The organism is Streptomyces sp. NPDC003042, from assembly GCF_053591315.1.
In genome coordinates this window covers 31,881-49,763 of record NZ_JBSFTP010000044.1, presented here as the reverse complement: position 1 = coordinate 49,763, position 17,883 = coordinate 31,881, and the positions used below count along the sequence as shown (strand labels likewise).

Annotated in this window: 20 protein-coding genes and 3 pseudogenes; 12 read left to right on the top strand and 11 right to left on the bottom strand. The window is 70.5% G+C overall.

From position 1 onward, the window contains the following. Window positions 1–162 precede the first annotated feature (162 nt). Window positions 163–1,167 carry a DMT family transporter gene (locus ACWDYJ_RS21605; RefSeq protein ID WP_451567200.1) on the bottom strand — a complete coding sequence of 335 codons (1,005 nt, stop codon included), beginning with the start codon at window positions 1,165–1,167 and terminating at the stop codon, window positions 163–165. 74 nt (window positions 1,168–1,241) lie between these two features. On the opposite strand from ACWDYJ_RS21605, the gene ACWDYJ_RS21600 reads away from it, so the two are divergent. Next, entirely contained in the window at window positions 1,242–2,147 is a 906-nt protein-coding gene (locus ACWDYJ_RS21600) for a LysR family transcriptional regulator (protein ID WP_451567199.1), read from the top strand. Window positions 2,148–2,215: 68 nt separating this feature from the next. Here ACWDYJ_RS21600 and ACWDYJ_RS21595 read toward each other — a convergent pair whose 3' ends face one another. Then, a complete protein-coding gene (locus tag ACWDYJ_RS21595) occupies window positions 2,216–2,704 on the bottom strand; it encodes a pyridoxamine 5'-phosphate oxidase family protein (protein WP_451567198.1) in 489 nt (162 codons plus the stop codon). A 76-nt stretch (window positions 2,705–2,780) separates the two neighbouring features. On the opposite strand from ACWDYJ_RS21595, the gene ACWDYJ_RS21590 reads away from it, so the two are divergent. The 8 genes from ACWDYJ_RS21590 (at window position 2,781) to ACWDYJ_RS21555 (ending at window position 9,527) form a co-directional block, all read left to right on the top strand. Continuing rightward, window positions 2,781–3,395: a cysteine hydrolase gene (locus tag ACWDYJ_RS21590; protein WP_451567197.1), complete on the top strand. Its 615-nt coding sequence runs from the start codon at window positions 2,781–2,783 to the stop codon at window positions 3,393–3,395. A gap of 18 nt (window positions 3,396–3,413) precedes the next feature. After that, window positions 3,414–4,262, top strand: coding sequence for a HipA family kinase (locus tag ACWDYJ_RS21585; RefSeq protein ID WP_451567196.1), 849 nt, complete (start codon window positions 3,414–3,416; stop codon window positions 4,260–4,262). After that, entirely contained in the window at window positions 4,259–4,642 is a 384-nt protein-coding gene (locus tag ACWDYJ_RS21580) for a DUF3037 domain-containing protein (protein WP_451567195.1), read from the top strand. The genes ACWDYJ_RS21585 and ACWDYJ_RS21580 overlap by 4 nt, the downstream gene beginning before the upstream one ends. Before the next feature lie 191 nt (window positions 4,643–4,833). Continuing rightward, a complete protein-coding gene (gene fabG / locus ACWDYJ_RS21575) occupies window positions 4,834–5,595 on the top strand; it encodes a 3-oxoacyl-ACP reductase FabG (protein ID WP_451567194.1) in 762 nt (253 codons plus the stop codon). Between the two features lie 20 nt (window positions 5,596–5,615). Continuing rightward, window positions 5,616–6,377 (top strand): SDR family oxidoreductase, encoded by a 762-nt coding sequence (locus tag ACWDYJ_RS21570; protein ID WP_451567193.1) that lies wholly within the window; start codon window positions 5,616–5,618, stop codon window positions 6,375–6,377. Window positions 6,378–6,529: 152 nt separating this feature from the next. Then, entirely contained in the window at window positions 6,530–8,113 is a 1,584-nt protein-coding gene (locus tag ACWDYJ_RS21565) for an ABC transporter substrate-binding protein (protein ID WP_451567192.1), read from the top strand. 100 nt (window positions 8,114–8,213) lie between these two features. After that, window positions 8,214–8,882, top strand: a complete 669-nt coding sequence (ung, locus tag ACWDYJ_RS21560) for a uracil-DNA glycosylase (RefSeq protein ID WP_451567212.1) — start codon at window positions 8,214–8,216, stop codon at window positions 8,880–8,882. A 138-nt stretch (window positions 8,883–9,020) separates the two neighbouring features. Further along, window positions 9,021–9,527: a hypothetical protein gene (locus ACWDYJ_RS21555; RefSeq protein ID WP_451567211.1), complete on the top strand. Its 507-nt coding sequence runs from the start codon at window positions 9,021–9,023 to the stop codon at window positions 9,525–9,527. Window positions 9,528–9,559: 32 nt separating this feature from the next. Here the strand turns inward: ACWDYJ_RS21555 and ACWDYJ_RS21550 are convergent, their stop codons facing one another. Together ACWDYJ_RS21550 and ACWDYJ_RS21545 are read right to left on the bottom strand one after the other, a co-directional pair. Beyond that, window positions 9,560–9,922 carry a hypothetical protein gene (locus ACWDYJ_RS21550; protein WP_451567191.1) on the bottom strand — a complete coding sequence of 121 codons (363 nt, stop codon included), beginning with the start codon at window positions 9,920–9,922 and terminating at the stop codon, window positions 9,560–9,562. Window positions 9,923–10,211: 289 nt separating this feature from the next. Continuing rightward, window positions 10,212–10,733 (bottom strand): DinB family protein, encoded by a 522-nt coding sequence (locus tag ACWDYJ_RS21545; protein ID WP_451567190.1) that lies wholly within the window; start codon window positions 10,731–10,733, stop codon window positions 10,212–10,214. A gap of 84 nt (window positions 10,734–10,817) precedes the next feature. Here ACWDYJ_RS21545 and ACWDYJ_RS21540 point away from each other — a divergent pair, with 84 nt between their 5' ends. Further along, on the top strand, window positions 10,818–11,729 hold the full coding sequence (locus tag ACWDYJ_RS21540) for a Gfo/Idh/MocA family protein (protein ID WP_451567189.1): 912 nt from the start codon (window positions 10,818–10,820) through the stop codon (window positions 11,727–11,729). Here ACWDYJ_RS21540 and lnt read toward each other — a convergent pair. The 6 genes and pseudogenes from lnt to ACWDYJ_RS21510 all read right to left on the bottom strand — a co-directional run. Beyond that, window positions 11,668–13,224, bottom strand: coding sequence for an apolipoprotein N-acyltransferase (gene lnt / locus ACWDYJ_RS21535; RefSeq protein WP_451567188.1), 1,557 nt, complete (start codon window positions 13,222–13,224; stop codon window positions 11,668–11,670). The genes ACWDYJ_RS21540 and lnt overlap by 62 nt on opposite strands. A 47-nt stretch (window positions 13,225–13,271) precedes the next feature. Next, window positions 13,272–13,739 carry a nuclear transport factor 2 family protein gene (locus tag ACWDYJ_RS21530; RefSeq protein ID WP_451567187.1) on the bottom strand — a complete coding sequence of 156 codons (468 nt, stop codon included), beginning with the start codon at window positions 13,737–13,739 and terminating at the stop codon, window positions 13,272–13,274. Between the two features lie 69 nt (window positions 13,740–13,808). Further along, on the bottom strand, window positions 13,809–13,985 hold the full coding sequence (locus ACWDYJ_RS21525; protein WP_451567186.1) for a hypothetical protein: 177 nt from the start codon (window positions 13,983–13,985) through the stop codon (window positions 13,809–13,811). Between the two features lie 133 nt (window positions 13,986–14,118). Beyond that, window positions 14,119–14,250, bottom strand: a pseudogene (locus ACWDYJ_RS21520) (undecaprenyl-diphosphatase); the annotation flags it as partial. Between the two features lie 2 nt (window positions 14,251–14,252). Further along, the gene (locus ACWDYJ_RS21515; RefSeq protein ID WP_451567185.1) at window positions 14,253–14,477 is read right to left on the bottom strand and encodes a hypothetical protein; all 225 of its coding nucleotides are present in this window, start codon (window positions 14,475–14,477) and stop codon (window positions 14,253–14,255) included. Between the two features lie 303 nt (window positions 14,478–14,780). Continuing rightward, a pseudogene (locus tag ACWDYJ_RS21510) lies at window positions 14,781–15,090 on the bottom strand (transposase family protein); the annotation flags it as partial. 211 nt (window positions 15,091–15,301) lie between these two features. Here ACWDYJ_RS21510 and ACWDYJ_RS21505 point away from each other — a divergent pair. Further along, on the top strand, window positions 15,302–15,646 hold the full coding sequence (locus tag ACWDYJ_RS21505) for a hypothetical protein (RefSeq protein WP_451567184.1): 345 nt from the start codon (window positions 15,302–15,304) through the stop codon (window positions 15,644–15,646). Between the two features lie 249 nt (window positions 15,647–15,895). Here the strand turns inward: ACWDYJ_RS21505 and ACWDYJ_RS21500 are convergent, their stop codons facing one another. Next, on the bottom strand, window positions 15,896–16,576 hold the full coding sequence (locus ACWDYJ_RS21500; protein ID WP_451567183.1) for a hypothetical protein: 681 nt from the start codon (window positions 16,574–16,576) through the stop codon (window positions 15,896–15,898). 757 nt (window positions 16,577–17,333) lie between these two features. Here ACWDYJ_RS21500 and ACWDYJ_RS21495 point away from each other — a divergent pair. Next, window positions 17,334–17,657: pseudogene (locus tag ACWDYJ_RS21495) on the top strand (potassium channel family protein); the annotation flags it as partial. Between the last annotated feature and the right edge of the window lie 226 nt (window positions 17,658–17,883).

Below are 17,883 nucleotides of genomic sequence, written 5' to 3'. Positions count from 1 at the left end.
GTTGGCCGCCGCCCGGCGTTCCAGGGACACGGCCGATCCGCGGACGTTCAGCGCGACGCAGCGCACCCGAGGAGACGGAGGGGACCTGCGGTCAGAAGGACGAAGGCCAAGCTCAAGAGGTGCCCCCAGGCGGTGTGATGATCGTCCGGAGGCTAGCAGGCCTCAGGCGGTCTTCTGTGGGGTGGGGCGGGGGCGGCGGGACTGGGTCAGGGCCGCGCCCGCCAGAACGATGGCGGCCCCGACCGGGGTGTTCCAGTGCAGCTGCTCCCCGAGGACCAGGACGCCCGCCGTGGTGGCGATCACCGGGATGAAGTACGTGACCATCTGCGCGGTGGTCGGGCCGACCTCCGACACCAGGCCGTACTGCATCTGCAGAGCCATCCCCGTACCGAGGGCGCCCAGCGCGATCACGGCGAGGGTCGGCCACAGCGGGAAGGAGGCCGGGGCGGAGGTGAAGACCGCGCTGACGGCGGCCAGCTGGACGGTCGAGACCAGGAGCTGGGCCCCGGTCAGCGCCACCGGCGAGCCCGGGGTGCCCGCCAAGGTGCGGCGTACGTAGATCCAGCCGATGGGGTAGCACAGCGAGGCCAGCAGGGCGAGCGCGGTGCCCTTGGCGTCGACGCCCGCGAAGCCCTGCCAGGCGCCGAGCACCGTCAGCACGCCGAGGAAGCCGATGCCGAGGCCCGCGAAGCGGCGGCGCGTCGGGCGGTCCTCGGAGAGGGCGACCAGCGACAGCGCCATGCCCCACAGCGGGGACGTGGCGTTGCAGATGCCGGCCAGGCTCGACGGGATGGTCAGCTCGGCGTAGGCGAAGAGCGAGAACGGGACGGTGTTCAACAGCAGCGCCGCCACGGTGAGGTGGCCCCAGGTGCGCAGGCCGCGGGGCAGCGGCTCGCGGCGTACCAGCAGCACCGCGAGCAGGGCCAGCGCGCCGAAGAACACCCGGCCGAGGGCGACCTGGAAGGGTGCGAACGCCTCCGTGCCCACCTTGATCAGCAGGAAACTGAAGCCCCAGACCACCGAGAGGACGGTGAAGCGCAGGCGCCAGTCCAGGCAGGTGCCCGTGCCTGTGCCCGTGCGCGTGCCGGTGCTCTGCCGGGCGGACGTCGCGGGAGCGGGCGAAAGGTCGGGGGAGGCGGCGGGGCGGGAGGTGACGGGTGCGCTCATGCGCCCTACTCTGCTGCGGGTGATCTCGTAGGACAAGCGAGACTTCCTGCAAGGGACGACGTAGCATCGCTTACATGTTGAATCTAGAGCGGCTGCGCACCCTCGACGCGCTCGCCCGCCACGGGTCGGTCAGCGGCGCCGCGGGCGGGCTTCATGTGACCACCTCCGCCGTCTCCCAGCAGATGGCCAAGCTGGAGCGGGAGGTCGGCCAGCCGCTGCTCGCCAAGAACGGGCGCGGCGTACGGCTCACGGACGCCGGGCGGCTGCTCGCCGATCACGCCGCCCGCATCATCTCCCAGGTGGAACTCGCCCAGGCCGACGTGGAGGCCCAGCGGGGGTGCGCGGTGGGCGAGTTGCGGATCGGCGCCTTCCCGACCGCCATGCGCGGGCTGCTGCCCCACGCGCTGACCGACCTGCGCGCCGGCCATCCGGAACTGCGGTCGCTCGTACGGGAGCAGGAGCCCGAGGCGAGCATGGCCGCCGTCGTGCGCGGGGACCTCGACATGGCCCTGGCCATCGACTGGTACAACAAGCGGATGCCGGTGCCGGCCGAACTGACGCGTGCGCACCTCCTCGACGACGCGGTCGACATCGCGGTCCCGGCCGGGCACCCGTTGGCCGACCGCGGGCAGATCTCCCTCGCCGAGTTCGCCGCCGACGACTGGATCTCGTGGAACGAGGGGCAGTTCTGCCACGAGTGGCTGGTGTTCACCCTGCGCGGCGCCGGCATCGAGCCGCGCATCGCGTACATCGCCGAGGAACACCACACGCAGCTCGCCTTCGTGGAGGCCGGGCTGGGCGTGTGCGTGACGCCCCGGCTGGGCCGGGGGCCCGTCCCGCCGGGGGTCAGACTGCTGCCGGTGTGTGACACCGTACGGCGCCATGTGTACGCCGTCTGGCGCACCGACGCCGGACGGCGGCCCTCCATCAGGGCCGCCGTCAAGGCACTGCACGCGGCGGCGGCCCTCGTCCAGAGCTAGGACGGAGGCGAGGTCTTCGGGCGCCGGATCTTCGGGCGCCGGATCTTCGGACGCCGGATCCTCCGGGGCTAGATCTTGCGGAAGTCCCACGACACGACCGACTCCGGAGTGAGGCGGATCCAGGCGTGCAGGCCGTCGTGCGGCATCTCCTCGAGACGGAAGTTCTTGAGCGGGAAGAGGCGTTCCGGCTCCGCCAGTTCCGGGCACGGCTCGCCGGTACGGGGGGCTTCGCCCACGAAGACGGCGGTGCCGGACAACTCGACCCCGCGCAGTTCGTCGTACGACTCGCCCGAGTCCACGACGACCGAGATCCGCGGATCCGCGCGCAGGTCGGACCAGCGGCGGCTGCGTGTGATCGAGTACAGCCACAGGGAGCTGCCGTCCCAGGCGAACCACAGGGCGCCCACGTGCGGGCGCCCGTCCGGGGAGACCGTGGCGACCCGGCAGGTCCGCTGCTCGCGCAGGAAGGCGTCCACCTCCTCGTCGCTCATCATGATGCGACGCCCCCTGCGCTGCGTACCGTCCGAGCGAGTGCTCTCCACGCGTGTCTCGTCCATCGGTCCCGCACCCCTTCACATCTGACTATGTGTCAGGAATCATGAGGGCTCTTCGGCCGCCACGCCAGGGGGAGCCATGCCGGATCTCGATCCCGCCACCACCGCGCTGCTCACCGTCGAGTGCCAGAACGGCGTCGTCGGCGAGGAGAGCGCCCTGCCCGAGCTGGCGAAGGAGGCGCGGGACTCAGGAATGCTGGGGCGGGTGGCCGCGCTGGTCGACGCCGCGCGCGGGGCCGGCGTGCAAGTGCTGCACGCCGTCGCCGAACGGCGGTCGGACGGGCTCGGGGCCAACTCCAACGCCCGGCTGTTCCGGGCCGCCGGGAGGCTTCCCGTACGCCAGCTCGCCGGGAGCCGGGCCGTGGAGATCGCGGCCCCCATCACCGTGGCCGAACGGGACCTGGTGGTCCGCCGGCTCCACGGGCTCTCCCCGATGGCCGGAACCGACCTGGACGCCCTGCTGCGCAACCTCGGCGTCCGCACGCTCGTCGTGACCGGGGTCTCCTCCAACATCGCGATCCCGAACACCGTCTTCGACGCCGTCAACCTCGGCTACCAGGTCGTGGTTCCGGCCGACGCCATCGCCGGCGTGCCCGCCTCCTGCACCGCCGAGGTGATCCGCAACTCACTCGCCCTGGTCGCGGCCGTCACCACGGCCGAAGCGCTGATCAAACAGTGGGCTCCCGCGCGTTGACCCCCGTAACCTGGGCGGATGCTGTCCGAAGTGATCGCGACCCGCTACGTCACGCCTCTGCGTGAGGGTGGCTCGCTTCCGGGGATCGTCGAGGCCGATGATCTCGGGACTTACGTCATGAAATTCACCGGAGCCGGCCAGGGCCGCAAGACCCTGGTCGCCGAAGTCATCTGCGGGCGCCTCGCCCAGCGGCTGGGCCTACGGGTCCCACGGCTGGTGCAGATGCAGCTCGACCCCGTCATCGGGCTCGGCGAGCCCGACGAGGAGGTCCAGGAGCTGCTCAAGGCCAGCGGCGGGCTGAACCTCGGCATGGACTACCTGCCCGGCTCGATCGGCTTCGACCCGCTCGCGTACCGGGCGGACCCGGTCGAGGCGGGGCGTGTCGTCTGGTTCGACGCGCTGATCAACAACGTCGACCGGTCCTGGCGCAACCCGAACCTGCTGGTCTGGCACGGGGACATGTGGCTCATCGACCACGGCGCCACGATGATCTGGCACCACAACTGGCCGACCGCCGCGGCCGCGGCCGCCAAGCCCTACAACGCCTCCGACCACGTCCTGGCCTCTGTCGGCCCGGACATCGAGGCCGCGGCGGCCGCGCTCGCGCCGCTGGTCACCGAGGAACTGCTCACCGAGGTCACCGCCGACGTCCCGGACGAGTGGCTGGTGGACGAGCCGGGCTTCGACTCCACGGACGCGCTGCGCCGCGCCTATGTGGAGGCACTGCTGCCGCGCGCGGCCACTATCCACGAGAGGATCTCGATGAAGGCGGAGGTGAAGGCCCCGTCGGGTCCGCCCGGCTGGCTCACCGACCGCCTCACCGAATGGCCCCACAAGATCAACAAGAAGAAGAGCGGCAAAGAGTGACCAAGCGGGACGTGTTCGAATACGCGCTGGTGCGCGTGGTGCCCCGGATGGAACGCGGCGAGTGTTTCAACGCCGGCGTCATCGTCTACTGCCGGGCGCACTCGTACGTCGCCGCCCGCACCCACCTCGACGAGGCGAAGCTCCTGGCCCTGGACCCCGAGGCCGACGTGGCCGGGGTACGGGCCGCCCTGCACGGGGTCGAGGGGCTGTGCGCGGGCGGCGAGCGGGCGGGGCAGGCGGCGGACGACGACGCGGGCCGCCGGTTCCGCTGGCTGATCGCCCCGCGCAGCACGGTGGTGCAGCCGGGGCCGGTGCACACCGGTCTGACGACCGACCCCGCCGCCGAGGTGGAGCGGCTGCTGGATCTGCTGGTCCGCTGACCGGCGGCTCCGGCGGATGCCGGACCCCCTGCCCACCATCCGGTGCGGCGCCGTTGCGATGCCCCTGGCGGGGCCGCGTACGCCTGCTCCGTTGACACGGAGTGCCAGGGCTCCTAGCGTCTCCTCAGCTGAAGCTACTAAGCGGTTGCTCACCTTCGGGCCGCCGCTTCTCAAGGGCGAGGAGATCCAGCATGTCCACCACCGAGCAGCGCGTCGCGATCGTGACCGGGGCGGCCCGGGGCATCGGCGCGGCCACCGCCGTGCGCCTGGCCGCCGAGGGCCGGGCGGTCGCCGTACTCGATCTCGACGAGGCCGCCTGCAAGGACACCGTGGAGGCGATCACGGCGGCCGGCGGCAAGGCCCTGGCCGTCGGCTGCGACGTCTCCGACAGCGCCCAGGTGGAGGCGGCCGTCGAGCGGGTCGCGCGCGAACTCGGCGCCCCGACCATCCTGGTCAACAACGCCGGCGTGCTCCGCGACAACCTCCTCTTCAAGATGAGCGACACCGACTGGGACACGGTCATGAACGTGCACCTGCGCGGTGCGTTCCTCATGGCGCGGGCCTGCCAGAAGTACATGGTGGAGGCCAAGTTCGGCCGCATCGTGAACCTCTCCAGCAGCTCGGCGCTCGGCAACCGGGGCCAGGCCAACTACGCCGCCGCCAAGGCCGGCCTGCAGGGCTTCACCAAGACCCTGGCCTTCGAACTCGGCAAGTTCGGCGTCACCGCCAACGCCGTCGCCCCCGGCTTCGTCGTCACCGAGATGACGGCCCAGACGGCGGCCCGCGTCGGCATGGGCTTCGAGGAGTTCCAGGCGGCCGCCGCCACCCAGATCCCGGTGCAACGCGTGGGCCGCCCGGACGACATCGCCAACGCCATCGCGTTCTTCACGGGCGAGGCCGCCGGCTTCGTCTCCGGCCAGGTCCTGTACGTGGCCGGCGGCCCGCTCAACTGACGAAAGGCAGGGCGTGCGTCATGACGTACGAAACGATCGACAGTGGCAAGGCAGCGCTGATCACCGGTGGGAGCCGGGGCATCGGCTACGGGATCGCCGAGGCGCTCGTCGCCCGGGGTGACCAGGTCTGCATCACCGGGCGCAACGAGGACGCGCTCAAGGAGGCCGTCGAGCGGCTGGGGGCGGACCGGGTGATCGGTGTCGCCGGGAAGGCGCACGACGAGGCCCACCAGGCCGTCGCCGTGGAGCGCGCGATGGAGGCCTTCGGCCGCGTCGACTTCCTGGTGAACAACGCGGGCACCAATCCGGTCTTCGGGCCGATCGCGGACCTGGACCTGGGTGTGGCGCGCAAGGTCTTCGAGACCAATGTGATCTCGGCGCTCGGCTTCGCCCAGCGGACCTGGCACGCCTGGCAGAAGGACAACGGCGGGGCCATCGTGAACATCGCCTCGATCGCCGGCCTGTCCGCCTCTCCCTTCATCGGCGCGTACGGGATGAGCAAGGCCGCCATGGTCAATCTCACCCTCCAGCTCGCGCACGAGATGGCGCCGGGCGTCAGGGTGAACGCCATCGCGCCCGCCGTGGTGAAGACGAAGTTCGCGCAGGCGCTCTACGAGGGCCGGGAGCAGGAGGCCGCGGCCGCCTACCCGCTCGGCCGGCTCGGGGTCCCCGCCGACATCGGAGGCGCCGTCGCATTCCTGACATCTGCACAAGCGGAATGGATCACGGGGCAAACTCTCGTCGTCGACGGGGGAATGTTTCTCAATGCCGGGGTGCACTGACCGATAATCGGACGCATTTGCCTCCCAGGGGGAGGCGAATGCGTACCGAACATGCACGTAATCGGTCAAGTGCCTCACGAAACCTGCCCATTGGATTTGTGAGGCTCTGCGGTAGGGTCTGCCGCACCCCTGGCTGATCGAGGAGCGTGCACGTGTTCAACCGGACCAGATGCCTGCAGATCACTGCGGCCCTTGCGTCCATATCCCTGCTCGCCGGCTGCGGTCTGTTCTCGGATGACGGTGGCGACGACGCGAAGAGGATCGTCGTCGGCACCACGAGCGCACCGAGCAACCTCGACCCCGCGGCGGCCTGGGACGGTTCGTGGGAGCTGTACCGGAACATCTACCAGACCCTCCTCGCGTTCCCGACGGGCAGCACCAAGCCCCAGCCGGACGCGGCCCAGAGCTGCGAGTTCACCGACTCCGCGAGTCAGGCGTTCCGGTGCACCCTGCGCAAGGGCCTGAAGTTCTCCAACGGCGAGCCATTGGACTCCAAGGCCGTCAAGCACTCCCTCGACCGGATCCGGACCATCGGTGACCGGGTCGGCCCGAAGGACCTCTTCGGCAACCTGGAGCGGATCGAGACGCCGGACGCGCTCACGGTCGTCTTCCACCTCAAGGTCTCGGACGCGACCTTCCCGTACGTGCTCGGCTCGCCGGCCGCCTCGCTGGTCGCGCCGAAGGAGTACCCCGCCGGCAAGGTGCGGTCCGAGACCGGGATCGTCGGCTCCGGTCCGTACGTCCTCGACTCCTACAAGGAGGGCGGCGAGGCGGTCCTCAGCCGCAACGAGAGCTACACGGGCTTCGCCAACCGCCGCAACAACGGCGTCACGATCCGCTACTTCACGGACTCTCCGAAGATGGTGGCGGCGCTCAAGGCCAAGGAGATCGACGCCACCTACCGAGGCCTGTCCGCCCCGGAGATCAAGGACCTGCAGAGCCCCGCGTCGAACGACGCGGGCGTCCAGGTCGTCGAGAACGTCGGCGCCGAGATCCGCTACCTGGTCTTCAACCCCAAGGACCCCCAGGTCAACAAGCTCGCGGTGCGCCAGGCGATCGCCCAGGTCATCGACCGCGGGGCGCTCGTCACCAAGGTCTACCAGGGCACGGCCGAGCCGCTGTACTCGATGGTCCCCAAGGGGGTCGTCGGCCACAAGACGCCCTTCTACGACAAGTACGGGGCCCCGGACGTCGTCGAGGCCAGGAAGATCCTCAAGGACGCCGGGATCACCCAGCCCGTCGAACTGACCTTCTGGTACACCACCGACCGCTACGGCGCCTCCACCGCGGACGAGTTCACCGAGATCAAGCGGCAGCTCGACGAGAGCGACCTCTTCAGGATCACCCTGCGCGGGCAGCCCTGGAAGGTCTTCCAGGAGGGCTACAAGAACGGCGAGTACCCGATCTTCGGCCGAGGCTGGTTCCCCGACTTCCCGGACCCGGACAACTTCATCGCGCCGTTCGTCGGCAAGGAGAACGCGGTCGGTACCCCGTACGAGCCCGCCCAGATCCTCAATGAGCTGCTGCCCAAGTCCCGCCGCGAGGGCGACCGCTCGGCCGGCATCAAGGAGTTCGAGCAGGCCCAGCAGATCTTCGCCCAGGACGTCCGGCTGCTGCCGCTGTGGCAGGGCAAGCTGTACGTGGGAGCACGCGAGGACATCGCGGGCGCCGAGCGGTCCCTGGACCCGCAGACCGCCATGCAGATGTGGGAGCTGTACCGCAAGACCAGCTGGTGACGGCGGCGGACGGGCGGCCGCCTCGCGGCGTTGTCAGTGCCCCCGGGTAGGTTCTGAGCAGTTGCACGAACTTGTACCGGAGGTTGTCGACGTGACCCAGATGCTGCCCGAGTCCTGGCTCCCCGCTATCGGTGGGGAGCTGGACCAGCCCTACTTCAAGGAACTCGTCGAGTTCGTCGAGAAGGAACGGGCGAACGGGCCGGTCTACCCGCCCCGCGAGCAGGTCTTCGCGGCCCTGGAGGCCACGCCGTTCGACCAGGTGAAGGTGCTGGTCCTCGGCCAGGACCCGTACCACGGCGCCGGCCAGGGGCACGGCCTGTGCTTCTCCGTGCGGCCCGGGGTCAAGGTCCCGCCTTCGCTGCGCAACATCTACAAGGAGATGAAGGAGGAGCTCGGCCTGCCGGTCCCCGACAACGGGTACCTGATGCCGTGGGCCGAGCAGGGCGTCCTGCTGCTCAACGCGGTCCTCACCGTCCGTGAGGGCGAGCCCAACTCGCACAAGGGCAAGGGCTGGGAGAAGTTCACGGACTCGGTGATCCGCGCGGTGTCGGACCGCTCCGACCCGGTCGTCTTCGTCCTCTGGGGTGCCTACGCCCAGAAGAAGATCCCGCTGATCGACGAGGAGCGGCACGTCGTCGTCAAGGGCGCCCACCCCTCGCCGCTGTCGGCCAAGAAGTTCTTCGGCTCCCGGCCCTTCACGCAGATCAACGAGGCCGTCGCCGCCCAGGGCCATGAGCCGATCGACTGGCGCATCCCGAACCTGGGCTGACGCCACCCCGCGCCTCGGCGCCAGAGCCGGTGCCTCCGGTTAGCTTCTTGATGATCAGACCGGAGCAGGTCTGGCAGGGCAAGCAAGCCGGAGGCCGCGGTGACGGAGCAGCAGCAGGAGGCGTCGGAGGACGCCGTCATGACCAGGATCGGCCAGGCGGTCATCCTGCTGCACGCCGGTGACCGCGAGGAGGCTCGCAACCGGCTCGGCGAGATCTGGTCCGAGATCGGCGAGGAGGGCAGCTCCCTCCACCGCTGCACGCTGGCGCACTACCTCGCCGACGCCCAGGACGACCCCGCCGAGGAACTCTCCTGGGACCTGCGGGCCCTGAGCGCCGCCGATGGGCTCGGCCGCAAGGGGCGCGAGGGCCGAGAGGGCCGCGAGGTGTCCCGCGGCCGCTCCGGACCCCATCCGGCGGTGCGCGCCTTCTACCCGTCGCTCCACCTCAGTCTCGCGGCCGACTACGTCAAACTCGGCAGGCCGGAGGCGGCCCGGGTCCACCTCGCGCGGGCCCGGGCGGCCACCGGCGCGCTGTCCGACGACGGATACGGGAACGGCGTACGGGCCGCCATCGCCCGGCTGGAGCGGCGGCTCGCGGCGGAATCGGGCGAGAGCCCCCGGCCGTTCCCGGAACAGTCCCCGTAGAGCGCGGCGCGAGCGGGGTGCGGGGAGGCGGCTCAGCCGCCGTGGACGCCCGCGCAGATACGGGCCTCCGGGCTGTCCGGGTCCCAGCGCCCGTGCCGGCGGCCCAGCGCGCACACGTCGGCGGGGCGAACCGGCAGCTCCCGGATCAGCTCGCGCGGCACCTTCGCGTCGGGCCGGACGGGCTGTGGCCGGTCCCCAGGGCGCCCTTCGGGCCGCCGGCCGGGCTGCCGGGGCTCCGGGATGTCCGGGACCGGCGGCGCGGCCTCCACGGGCCCTCCTGAGGCGCCGGGCCCCCGGCGCTGCTCGGAGCGGCGGGCCGGGGCGGAGGCCGCCGGGTGCGCCGACCGCTCGGGGGCCGCCTCCAGGGCCTCCAGGGCCGGTGCGCGGACGACCACCGGGGCGGCTCCGGGCCCGCCGCGCGGCTGGTGTCGCGGGGGAGCTCCCGCGGAGGGGGCCGCCCCAGGCTGCGAGGCGGGGGAGGGGCTCACACTCACACAGCCGGAGACAGCCGAGACGGCACAGGCGACTCCGAGCAGCAGCGTTGTCGTGGTTCGGGTTGGATGCACCCGCGCAACTCTGCTGTGCGAGGACCCCGTTGCGAAAACCCGCAGCCGATATTCACCCCGCACGGGTGACGGGGAAGCGGTGTCCGGCGGACAGCGGACAGAAGGGAGGAGGGCAGCCCTACTCGCCCGTGGCGCCGTCGAGGTGTTCGCGCAGCAGGTCCGCGTGCCCGTTGTGGCGCGCGTACTCCTCGATCATGTGGGTGTAGACCCAGCGCAGGCTGAACACCTCACCGCGGTGGTGGCTGGCCGCATCCGACAGCAGGTCGAGGGAGCGGCCCGACACGGCCTGCCGCGCCAGCTCGACCTCGGTCTGCCACACCTGCTCGGCCGAGACCCAGGTGTCCTCGTCGGTGAAGTGGAAGTCCCCGTCCACGTTGTCCTCGGTGGAGTACAGCTCGGGCAGGTCCTCGCCGAGCATGATCTCCCGGAACCAGTACCGCTCCACCTCCGCCATGTGCCGTACGAGGCCCAGCAGAGTCAGCTCGGAGGGCTTGAGCGCGGCCCGGCGCAGCTGCTCGTCGGCGAGGCCCGAGCACTTCCAGACGAGGGTCGAGCGGTGGTAGTCGAGCCAGCCGTCGAGCATGTCCCGCTCGTTCGCGGTGGTGGAGGGCTCGGCACGATGGGATCCAGTGGCAGTCATGGTCACATCCTTGTCGAACGCGGCCCCGCCCACCAGGGATTAAGCTTCCGGCGTCCCCCCAAGGAACAAACCAGGAGGCTCCCGGTGAAGGTCGGCGTCATCGGACTCGGCGACATCGCCCAGAAGGCGTACCTGCCCGTCCTCACCACCCGTCCCGGAGTCGAGCTGCACCTGCAGACCCGTACTCCCGCCACGCTGGAGCGGATCGGCGAAACGCACCACATCCCCGCGGAGCGGCGGCACACCACGCTGGACGCGCTGCTCGCGCAGGGGCTCGACGCGGCGTTCGTGCACGCGCCCACCGCCGTCCACCCCGAGATCGTGGCGCGCCTGCTGGCCGCGGGCGTCCCGACGTACGTGGACAAGCCGCTGGCCTACGAGTTGGCGGACTCCCGGCGCCTGGTGGAGCTGGCGCAGGAGCGCGGGGTCTCCCTCTTCGTCGGCTTCAACCGCCGCCACGCGCCCGGGTACGCCCAGTGCGCCGACCACCCGCGCGAGCTGATCATCCTTCAGAAGAACCGGGTCGGGCTCCCCGAGGACCCGCGCACGCTGGTGCTCGACGACTTCATCCACGTCGTCGACACGCTGCGCTTCCTGGTGCCCGGCGAGGCCCACCACATCGACGTCCGTGCCGTGGTGCGCGACGGGCTGATGCACCAGGTGGTGCTCCAGATGTCCGGCGACGGATTCACCGCGCTCGGCATCATGAACCGGCTGTCCGGATCCACCGAGGAGATCCTGGAGGTCTCCGGGCAGGACTCCAAGCGTCAGGTCGTCAACCTCGCGGAGATCATCGACCACAAGGGCCAGCCGACCGTTCGACGGCGCGGGGACTGGGTGCCCGTGGCCCGCCAGCGCGGGATCGAACAGGTCGTGGACACCTTCCTGGAGGCCGTCGCGGCAGGCAGGACGCTCAGCGCCCGGGACGCCCTGCTCACCCACGAGCTGTGCGAGAGGGTGGTGCTGACGGCTCTGGAGCGGGCTTCCCGGGCCTGAAGACCCGCGGCCCGAGTGCCCGGGCGCCGCGCGTCACGCAGTACACCGCCAGGGCAGCCAGGGCGGCCGCCGCCGGCCAGTTCCCGAAACGGACGTAGAGGGTCGTGCCCCGGGCGAGCGGTACTTCGTACACGGCCGCCGTGCTCGCCGAGGTGGGCAGCGCCGGGCCGATCCGCTCACCCGACGGGCCGTGCACGGCGCTGACGCCGGTCAGGGTGGCGTGCACCATCGGGCGGCCGCTCTCCGCCGCGCGCAGCGCGGCGAGCGAGGCGTGCTGGGCGGGGGCCCAGCTGTCCTGGAACGACGAGGTCGCCGACTGCGCGACGAGCAGGCCGGCGCCCTGGCGGGTCAGATGCCGGCTCATGTCGGGGAAGGCGGACTCGAAGCACACCAGGGGCCCCACGCGCGGACCTCCTGGCAGGTCCATGACCACCGGGCCCTCGCCGCGGATCCGGTCCTCGCCCGCCGCCTTGCCGAACCAGGTGACCCAGCCCATCACCGAACGGGCCGGTATGTACTCGCCGAAGGGCACGAGCCGCGTTTTGTCGTACCGCTCGCCCGTGGGGCCCTGGGGCCCGATCAGCAGGGAACTCTTGGAGATCCCCGGCCGGTCCGAGCGCCGCGCGTCCACATTGACCAGCAGCGGCGCGCCGGCCTCCGCCGACAGGGCCGCCAGCCGCCGGGACAGGTCGGGCCTGGCCGCCAGGTCCGCTCCGACACCGCTCTCTCCCCACACCACCAGGTCAGGATGCTGCCCCGTCACGGTCCGCGTCAGCCGCTCCCCGGCCGTGAACCGCCGATCCACGCTGTCCGCCCCGGCCACCACACCCGGCTGTACGACGGCCACGCGCAGACTCCCCGACACCTGGGGCCGTGGTGCCCACAGCGACACCAGCCCCGTCAGCACGGCACACCCCGCCACCCCGGCCACCGCCGCGACCCGCGCCCGGGGCGCCACGGCCAGCAGCACCACCGCACAGTTCACCGCCACCACCAGCAGGCTCACCAGCCACACCCCGCCCACCGAGGCCAGCCGCAACGCCGGCGCCACCTGCCACTGGCTCGCCCCCAGCAGCCCCCACGGCCCGCCCAGCCCCTGCCACGACCGGACCAGCTCCGACAGCAGCCACCCCGCCGGTACGAGGACCAGCGAGGCCGCGGCCCGGCCCGCCGACGGTGCCCCGCCGAGCAGCGCCCGTACCAGCACGGACCACGGGATCCACAGCACGGCCAGCAGAGCGGCCACCAGGATCAGGAACACGTGCAGGCTGGGCAGCAGCCAGTGGTGCACGGCGATGACGAAGCCCACGCCGCCGAGCCAGCCCTCCAGAGCCGCACGCCGCCCGGTGGGGGCGGAGCGCAGCAGCAGCATCCAGGGCACGAGGGCGACGTAGGCGAACCACCACAGCGCGGGGCCGGGGAAGGCGAGGCACGGCAGCGCCCCGGCGGCGACCGAGGCCGCCGCACGCCACCACCGGGTCCGCTTCGCGAGCATGACGCGCCTCCGCTTCCAGTGTGGGACCGCATCCGCCGAGCCGCGGGTCAGGCCGAGACGTGACGCCACTTCTCGTGCACGGTGACACCGGTGAGCCGCCAGCCGTCGCGGGTGCGGGCGAGCGTGAAGGCGTAGCGCCCGGCGGCGACGAAGTTCGGGGCGGTGACGGCCTTATCGGGTTCGTCCCCGGCCAGCCGCATCGGATTGAGGAAGTCCGCCCGGACGCGCGCCGAGTCCCCGGGGGAACCGTCCAGTTCCTCCAGTGTGATCAGCCGGTTGACGATGAGGTGCTGACGCACCGGGAACAGCGCCATGGTCTCGGCGAGCCAGTCGGCGACTTCCGCGGCCGGTCCCTCGACCCCGCCCGCCGAGCGGTAGTCGGCCCGCCCGGCCGCGGTGAAAAGGCCGCGGTAGGCGGCCCAGTCACCGTCGTCGACGGCCGCCGCGTACCCCGAGACCACCTCGTCGATGGCCAGCCGGTCCATTACCGCCGCCAGGTCCACACGCTGCGTCATCGGGTCAGTGTGGGGGTGCGGGCGCCCGAGGCCAAGGGGCGTGCGGTCCCCGGATCTCGCCACGGGCGGTCAGCGGCCGGAATGCGCCTCCCGCTGCCGCACCACGACCAGGAACGCGTCACTGTCCAGGTCCATCACCACCTCCGCCGGTACGCCCTCGCGCAACCGCTGCGCGGCGTACTCCTCGGCGGGCCAGCTTCCCCGCGGACTTCCGGCCGGAAACCGCTCCAGCACCACTCGACTCATGGGAAACCCCCTGCTCCTCTGCCTTCAGGCCGCTCCAGTCACCGACACTCCTCACGAACAACGACGTGAAGGCCGCCCGGGAACGTTCCCGAGCGGCCTCCGGTTCACGCGAAGGGGGTGCGCAGCGGTCTGCCTAGCCGGCGGACTCGCCGGCGTGCGGGCTCAGCACGTCCGTACCGATCAGCACGAACAGGACGACGCCGAGCACGATCCGGTAGATCACGAACGGCATGAAGCTCTTGGTGAAGATGAACTTCATGAACCAGTTCATGCGTCGAGGTCCTGAGCGGCTTTGACCTGCTGTTTCCACCACTTTTCAAGATCGAAACAGAGAGCAGTGGGAGATGGCACATTCCAGAGCTCTCCCTCGCTGGCCACGAAGCGCAGCCACCTGGTTTGCAGCGAATCGGCGATCTCCTGCTCCATGGTCAGGGTAACGTGCGAGTAGAGACCTTCCACGCCGGCGACCTCGTGGCCCATGCGGGTCTCCACGGCGATGCGACTGTGTCGATCTTCGTCCAGCCACTCCTTGCCGCCGTGACGAAGCAGGTACAGCCGCTTCCCGGCGTACGCGGTCGCAGGGACCTCCGGAAGGGGACGGCGGGAGGTGACCAGCTGGGGCTGGTTCAGGCGGACCCTCTCGAACTCCTCGGAGGCCGGTCGACCGCGCGAGACCGGCTGCCAGTAGGAGTAGCTGAAGTTTGCGTTGGCCAGCAGCCCGCCGCCAATGGCCGGGAACAGGTACTCGTGGTCATGGGTGGCGAGGAGCGCCGTGAGCCTTTTTCATCTTCAGCCTTAGCTGGCCAGATGCAGGGTGAGGACAGCCTGAACAAGGCTCGTGATGCGGGTGGTCGAGCAGCGGAGCTTGCGGAGAAGCCGCCAGGACTTGAGGGTGCGACGGCCTGCTCGACCAGGGCCCGGATTTTCGCGTGGGACCGGTTGACGGCCTGCTGGCCTGTGGACAGCGTCTCCCACCGGCCGCGGTAGGGAACACGGACCGTGCCCCCGGCTCCTTGGTATCCCTTGTCGGTCCGTCTATGACGTCCGTGCGGCCCGCGGGCTTGTGTTTGCCCGAGTAGAACGGTCGGTCGACGGCGATACGGTCGGCCCCGGCCGCATGATCCGGCAGGGGCGTTCTACCAAGAAGCCTTCGACGTCGTACGAGCCCAGGCAACCACCCGACGGTGCGACGTCATGTTCACCGGCAGCGGAGGAGACGAGGTCAACGCCCACCACTCCAGGACCGATGCGGGGAACTGCCGACGCATGAACCCGTCCCGTGGCTCGGTCCGAAGGCGGTCCGCGCCCTGGCCGAGGTGAACGAGCACCCGGCGCCCATCCCCGTCCTGCCGGTGCCGACCCTGATGGCGTTCGGGGTGCACAACCCAGGCTTCCTGCGGGCCGGCGTCTGGCCGGTGAGCCCGCTCGTACACCCGCGGATCGTCCGCTTCATGGAGCAGCTGCCGCACGAGTACAAGCGAGGCAAGGCGCTGTTCCGTGAGCGGATCAGGCGGGCGGGACTACCGGAGTCGGTGGCGTCGCCGGCCGAACCGGAGAACTTCCTGGCCGTCCTGGAGAAGGGGCTGCGCTCCTACGGCTTACCCGGGGCCTTGCGGGAAATTACTAAGCCGCAGGTCAGCATGGTCGTCGTCAGTGACTGACGCTTGGATGCATCCGACAGCCTGCTCAGCCCTCACTGCATGCGACGCCAGTTCGGCGGAAGAGCTCGTGACTGGCTTGGCCTACTGCACCTGGTCCGCGAGGGTTCTGGCCAGGTTGCTGACGCCTTCCCGGTCCAGGGAAGTCCTCCCCGACGCCGACCAGCAGGAACGCGTCCCCCCGCCGTCAGTCTTCAGCCCTTCCCGCCTTGAACCAGGGAGCGAGCGGCTTCTGAAGCGGCCTCCCTCGGCTCAGCCCTTCGTGACCCGGGAGCGGAAGGCGTCCACGGTCAGCGTCTTCTCGGCGGCGGGAAGGGTGATGGTGAACTTCTCCCCGAATGAGTCGTAGGTCGTGGTGCTCGTGCGCCCGTCTCGCAGAGACTCCAGCATCAGCAGTCTCTGCCGGCTGTTCTCGATGAAGTAGACGTCCTTGGCCTTCCCCGCGGTGACTTCCACGGCTGTGGCCCGCTTGCCGTCGACGGTCCGGTCCTTGTCCGGTGTCAGGCGCCCCGTGTCCGCGATCTCGTAGTACATCTCGCAGCCTGGATCCGCCGTGGTGGTCACGTAGGCGGACCTGAGCTGCGGCGGAACGGTGATCTGTTGGCCGCGCTGCCGCAGCGCCTCGGCGAACAGGTCGGCGCTGGTGTAGGAGGTGCCGTCCTTGCAGTAGATGTCGCCCGACACTCCGCCGGTGACCTCCACGTGGAGACCCTGGGACGGGTCCGACCATGTCTCCTGTTTGCCGCCGACGAATGCGGTGGTGGTTCCGGTCGAATGGAACGACTCGTTCTGCATCTGGGTGTTGGCGGTCTTGATGAGAGCGACCGCGTCCGCGTCGGGTGTCTGCCCGTCCCCGTCACCGCACCCGGCGAGAGCTGCCGTGAGCATGACGGACAGAGCGATGGACCGGGCGACGTGGTTCTTCGTGAACATGGGTTGGGCAGTCTCTTTCGGATCGGTTCCGGCCAGCGTCTTCTCGTGAAGCCGTGCGGTGGGCGCAGCTCGGCGCCTTGACCGCAACCGTGACGAAGCCACCTGCGGCGCCGACTCGGGAAGGCTCCACCCCACTGTCAGCGTCACATGCGGATCAGTCGGCATCACTGCCGTTGTTCGGCACAGATGGCCGTCCCCCAGTGCCGGAATCAGGAATGCCTGAACACCGCGACCACGTTCTTCAACAGGGCCCTACGTCTGGGCGACTCGAAGCCCGTGGCGACACGCCTCCCGCCCAGGTGTTCCACCCCGTACCCCCGGCCCCGCCGCGTGGGAACCTGGAGCCCTCGGGGCCCTCGCTCTGGCAGCCGTGGCGGCGGTGTGGGTATCCGCCCGACAGATTTGATCACGAGGCCGGCGCATCGGCACCCTCACCACCGAGAGCACCCCGGCGGCGGCCTGGTCATTTCCGCCAGCCTTGCCCTGCTGACCGTCACCAAGGCCCCCGCCGAGGCCGTGGTGTTCGAGGCCGTATCCGACTTCGGCACGGTCGGCCTGCCGACCGGGATCACCGCCGACATCCCGGTGTCCGGTCAGCTGATCCTGATCCTTCTCATTTTCGTCGGGCGCCTCGGGCCGATCACGCTCGTCTCGTCGCTCGCCCTGCGCGAGCGGACCCGCCGCTATCAGCTAACCCGAGGAGCGACCCGTCGTTGGGTAACTACCTGCACTCTCTGCGCCGTCGCCGCAAGGTCTTCTGGACCTCCGCAGCCCGGCCGCCACCAACCAGCGCGTTGCCGTCATCGGCCTCGGCCGGTTCGGCAGCTCCCTGGCCCACGAACTCACCCGCCGCGGCTGGGATGTCCTGGGCATCGACACCGACGCCGCCCTCGTCCAGAAGCACAGCGACGTCCTCACCCACACGGCCGTCGCCGACTGCACCGACCCCGAGGTCCTGCGTCAACTGGGGGTACACGAGTTCACCAGCGCGGTCGTCGGCATCGGCAACGACATAGAGGCCAGCATCCTCATCGCCTCCAACCTCCTGGAGGACGGTGTCCCCAACATCTGGGCCAAGGCCATCAGCCGCCAGCACGGCCAGATCCTGGAGCGCCTTGGCGTCCACCACGTCGTCCTGCCCGAGCACGAGATGGGCGAGCGCGTGGCGCACCTCGTCACCGGACGGATACTCGACTTCATCGAGTTCGACGACGACTACGCCCTGGTCAAGACCATCGCCCCCGCCGCCGCCACCGGCGTCCCCCTCGGCGAGAGCGCCGTACGGAGCAAGTACGGCGTCACCTCGT